Annotated in this window: 5 protein-coding genes; 4 read left to right on the forward strand and 1 reads right to left on the reverse strand. The window is 62.9% G+C overall.

The window, feature by feature from the left end:
* On the forward strand, positions 1-86 hold an 86-nt coding region (locus B3873_RS26690; protein WP_414651545.1), incomplete at its 5' end, for a phosphoenolpyruvate carboxylase.
* 409 nt (positions 87-495) lie between these two features.
* The gene (locus tag B3873_RS14710; RefSeq protein WP_286866946.1) at positions 496-1434 is read left to right on the forward strand and encodes a dienelactone hydrolase family protein; all 939 of its coding nucleotides are present in this window, start codon (positions 496-498) and stop codon (positions 1432-1434) included.
* Positions 1435-1620: 186 nt separating this feature from the next.
* Here B3873_RS14710 and B3873_RS14715 read toward each other — a convergent pair whose 3' ends face one another.
* The gene (locus B3873_RS14715) at positions 1621-2451 is read right to left on the reverse strand and encodes an HDOD domain-containing protein (protein WP_286866948.1); all 831 of its coding nucleotides are present in this window, start codon (positions 2449-2451) and stop codon (positions 1621-1623) included.
* Between the two features lie 65 nt (positions 2452-2516).
* Here B3873_RS14715 and B3873_RS14720 point away from each other — a divergent pair, with 65 nt between their 5' ends.
* Together B3873_RS14720 and argH are read left to right on the forward strand one after the other, a co-directional pair.
* Positions 2517-2798, forward strand: a complete 282-nt coding sequence (locus B3873_RS14720) for a hypothetical protein (protein WP_286866951.1) — start codon at positions 2517-2519, stop codon at positions 2796-2798.
* A 125-nt stretch (positions 2799-2923) separates the two neighbouring features.
* Positions 2924-4225: argininosuccinate lyase (gene argH / locus B3873_RS14725; RefSeq protein WP_286866953.1), on the forward strand; the 1302-nt coding region annotated here is incomplete at its 3' end.

The following is a 4225-nucleotide window of genomic DNA, read 5'->3' on the forward strand; positions in this document are numbered from 1 at the left end:
CGAAGCGTGCGCCGGAAGAACGCGTGCAGCGCGGCATCCACCTCACCATCAACGGGGTGGCAGCCGGCTTGCGCAATACCGGCTGAGCAACGCGTTCGTCTTGCCACTACAAGGGCTGCCCGCCGATGCGGGCGGCCCTTTTTATTGGGCGCTGCACCTGCGATGTCGGCCTGACAAGATGCCTGAGACGCCCCGTCTCAAGTTCAGCGTTTGCATGCCGATAACAGATGACTCTTATGACATTTGACGAAGCGACAAGCTGTTGCAGGCGACGCACAGGTGCAGGCGCGCCCTTGTGATGGATCAGATTTTTGCACCGCAAAAACGCATCTTCCCTGCCGCACGACGCTTCGCTTTTGTAAAATACAAGCTGAAGAATTCAAATACATACAGTCGTTGCAATCCGTGAAGCTTATTGCTTCAGCGACCATTTTCCCCGTTGACGGGAAAGGCCGTCAGGCAACGATTTGGCATCACTACGGGGAATCAGACATCATGCGACATTGGGGAAAACCGCTGGCTGCGTTCTGCATTGCAGCATCGCTGGCCGTGATCGGCTCCTGGGCGCAGGCCGCGCCCAATTCGGCACCGCCGCCACCACTGGAAGCACGCCGCGTCTCGCTCACCAGCGTGGACAGCAAGGGCGGCAAGGCCACCGCGCTCTATGGCGTCTGGATCAAGGCACGCAAGTCGCTTACCACCAAGGGCCCGGCACCGACCGTGATCGCCCTGCATGGCTGCGGCGGCTTGTACAGCATGGTCAAGGATGGCAAGGGTGAATTCACGCCGCGCCACCTGGCGATGGCACGCGTGCTCAGCGACGCCGGCTACAACGTGCTGTTCCCGGACAGCTTCACCCCGCGCGGCCGCCGCTCCACCTGCCAGGACACCGTGGCCCAGCGCGAAGTCAGCGCCATGAACCGCCGCTATGACGTGCAGGCCGCCCTGCACTGGGTGACTTCGCAGCCGGATGTGGATGTGAAGCGCATAGCCCTGCTGGGCTGGTCGCATGGCGCGTCGACCCTGCTGGCCTCGATCAACCTGGCCGAAACCGACGTGGCCGTGCGCAAGATCCAGCCGCGCGCCGCCGTGGCCTTCTATCCGGATTGCCGCCCGTACGCCAAGACCAGCGAGCCCTTCAAACCGGCCGCACCGCTCCTGATCCTGATGGGCGAGAACGATGACTGGACGCCGCCCCAGGCCTGCGAAGCCATCGAAGAGAAGATGAAGGGCAGCGACACGGAGATCGCTCTGCGCCTCTATCCCGATACCTATCACGACTTCGACGCGCCCGGCCTGCCGGTGCACGTGCGCATGGATGTGGCCGGCGTGGGCAAGCGCGGCGAAGGCGTCACCAGCGGCGGCAACCCGGATGCGCGCAGCCAGGCGTATCGCTCCATGCTCAACTTCCTGGACGCCAAGCTGAATTACTGAGGAAACACTGAGGATCCGGGCCGGCCACGCGCCTCCCGGGTTTTGACAGTACCCTTCACCAACGACAATGCCGGCCCCTTGCGGGAGCCGGCATTGTCGTTTTTTACGTCCTTTTCCTTCACATCGGCCGGAAACCACCGTACTTCGACGCTCTCCGGCCTGCCCTGTTGGGGCGGATCAGGCCGCTCAGGAGATCAGGTCCTGCATGCCCTCGCCCAGTTCGGCCAGCGGCGGCATGTCCTCGGTGAAGGTGGCCAGGCTCAGTCCCAGCTTGGCGGCCACTTCCGCCGGGAAGGTCGATTCCAGTTCGTCGGCGGAGTACTTGTTTTCTTCGGCACGGGCGCGCCAGGCAGCCAGGTGGACGACCGCGGCGAAGGGATCGAACTCGCCCTTGAGCGGCTGCGGGAAGGCCTTGATGACCTTGGCGAACTCGTCCGGGAAACGCCAGCGGCGTGCCAGCTCGGCACCCACATCGGCAAAGTCGTAGCCGAAGGACTGGCGCTCCACATCCAGGCGGCGCGCATCCAGGGGACCGGCGACCTTGTCCACCTCCAGCGCCTGCTCGGGCATGCCGGCATGCATCACCAGCTGGCCGATGGCATGCATCAGGCCCACCGTGAAGGCGAAATCGGAATTGAGCTTGACCTGCTTCTGCTTGGCCAGCCACTTGGCGACGATGGCCGTATCGAGGCTGTAGCGCCAGAACAGCTTCAGGTCCACGCCGGGCAGCTTCTTGAAACTGCCGGCCATGCCGGTGCTTACCACCAGCGTACGAACCGTCATGAACCCCAGCATCAGCACCGCATCATCGACGGTGCCGATGGTGCGCGAGACGTGGTAATAGGATGAATTGGCCAGGCGCAGGATCTTCGCGCTCAGAACCTGATCTGCGGCCAGTTTCTTGGCGATCTCTTCAATCGAGACCGATTCGTTGTTGAAGCTTTCGATGACTTCCTGCACCACCTTGGGAATGCTCGGCAAGGCAGTTTGCTGCTGAAACAGTGCTTCCAAATTCATGCTTCTCTCCTGTAAGACGACCCCCACACATCTCGCTTGAGCGCTTGACAGGACCACCCCGTGGCATGGTGCAGCCGGACGATGCCCCCACGACACCGACCGGTGTCGGCATCATCCTGGCTGCGCCGTGGCTGGCAGCCCTGATCTTCTCCGGAAACCTGCAGAATTTCCCCCGGATCAGTCATCGCACCCTGAGTATAGCGTCAGCAAATGTCAGTAGCCCACGGCTTTTTAGCGTCTCAGCAGAGCTTGCGCAAAAACAACAAGCAAAAATGATGCCACCTGGAAACTTCGCCTGCTTTGATGTCGAGAAAAGCTTTTCCAAACCACCCGCTGGGAACGGATGAAAAAAGCGTGCGACAGTCCGGTGATGAAATGCGAAAAATCCGCGTGCCGCAGCATTTCCGGCTGCATGGCCGTGGCCTGGCGCAGTTGTGCTTGCTATAATCGCCCATTCTCCGGAATTCCCTATATGACAGACCAATTTGCTAAAAAGGGCGAAGCCTGGTCGGCTCGCTTTTCTGAACCCGTCTCCGATCTCGTCAAGCGCTATACCGCATCGGTGTTCTTCGACAACCGCATGGCCCAGGTCGACATCCAGGGCTCGCTGGCGCATGCCGAGATGCTGGCCCACCAGGGCATCATCAGCGCGGCCGATTACGCCGAGATCCAACGCGGCATGGCCCAGATCAAGGGTGAAATCGAGTCCGGCCAGTTCGAATGGCTGCTGGACCTGGAAGACGTCCACCTGAACATCGAAAAGCGCCTGACCGAACTGGTCGGCGACGCCGGCAAGCGCCTGCACACCGGCCGTTCGCGCAACGACCAGGTGGCCACCGACATCCGCCTCTACATGCGCGGTGCGGTCGACGACATCATCGGCCTGCTGCGCGATCTGCGCCTGGCCCTGCTGGACCTGGCCGAGCAGCACGCCGACACCATCCTGCCGGGCTTCACCCACATGCAGGTGGCGCAGCCGATCACCTTCGGCCACCACGTGCTGGCCTACGTCGAGATGTTCGGCCGCGATGCCGAACGCATGATCGACGCCCGCAAGCGCATCAACCGCCTGCCGCTGGGCGCAGCCGCCCTGGCCGGCACCACCTTCCCGATCGACCGCCTGCGCGTGGCCAAGACCCTGGGCTTCGACGACGTGTGCCGCAACTCGCTGGACGCCGTCTCGGACCGTGACTTCGCCATCGAATTCTGCGCCGCTGCTGCACTGGTGATGACGCACATCTCGCGCATGTCCGAAGAGCTGGTGATCTGGATGAGCCCGCGCGTGGGCTTCATCGACATCGCCGACCGCTTCTGCACCGGCTCGTCCATCATGCCGCAGAAGAAGAACCCGGACGTGCCCGAACTGGCGCGCGGCAAGACCGGCCGCGTCAACGGCCACCTGATCGCCCTGCTGACCCTGATGAAGGGCCAGCCCCTGGCCTACAACAAGGACAACCAGGAAGACAAGGAACCGCTGTTCGACACCGTCGACACGCTCACCGATACCCTGCGCATCTTCGCCGACATGGCGCGCGGCATCAGCGTCAAGCCCGAAGCCATGCGCGCGGCCGCCCTGCAGGGCTACGCCACGGCGACCGACCTGGCCGACTACCTGGTCAAGAAGGGCCTGCCCTTCCGCGACGCCCACGAAGCCGTGGCGCACGCCGTGCGGACCTGCGTGGACAAGGGCTGCGACCTGGCCGACCTGTCGTTGGACGACCTGCGTGCCTTCTCCGGGCTGATCGGTGACGACGTGTTTGCCGTGTTGACGCTG

Origin of the sequence: Herbaspirillum sp. UBA812, from assembly GCF_002296545.1 — a bacterium.
Classification (GTDB): Bacteria; Pseudomonadota; Gammaproteobacteria; order Burkholderiales; family Burkholderiaceae_D; genus Herbaspirillum; species Herbaspirillum huttiense.